We start from the raw sequence: 201 nt of genomic DNA, 5'->3' as shown, positions 1-201 counted from the left end.
GTGCGATCAGTGCCACCATCTGCTGCCTCTGAACCAGGCGCGCGTGTCGGAACGCCGGCAGGTATTCGATGTGCCGGAGCGGGCCTTCGCCGTCGTCGAACACTGTAGCGTCGAGCTCGTTTGCCAGCGTGGCCAAGTGCACGTGAGTGCGTTTCCGGAAGGCGTCACCGAGGTGGCGCAGTACGGTCCGAATGTGCGGGC

Annotated in this window: 1 pseudogene; it reads left to right on the top strand. The window is 65.2% G+C overall.

The annotated features are described in order from the left end of the window. Window positions 1-201: pseudogene (locus CR103_RS22975) on the top strand (IS66 family transposase); the annotation flags it as partial.

This window comes from Massilia psychrophila, assembly GCF_002760665.1.
Lineage (GTDB): Bacteria > Pseudomonadota > Gammaproteobacteria > Burkholderiales > Burkholderiaceae_D > JAFCUW01.
Note: the sequence above shows the minus strand (reverse complement) of the source record. Positions and strands in the feature narration are given on the sequence as shown.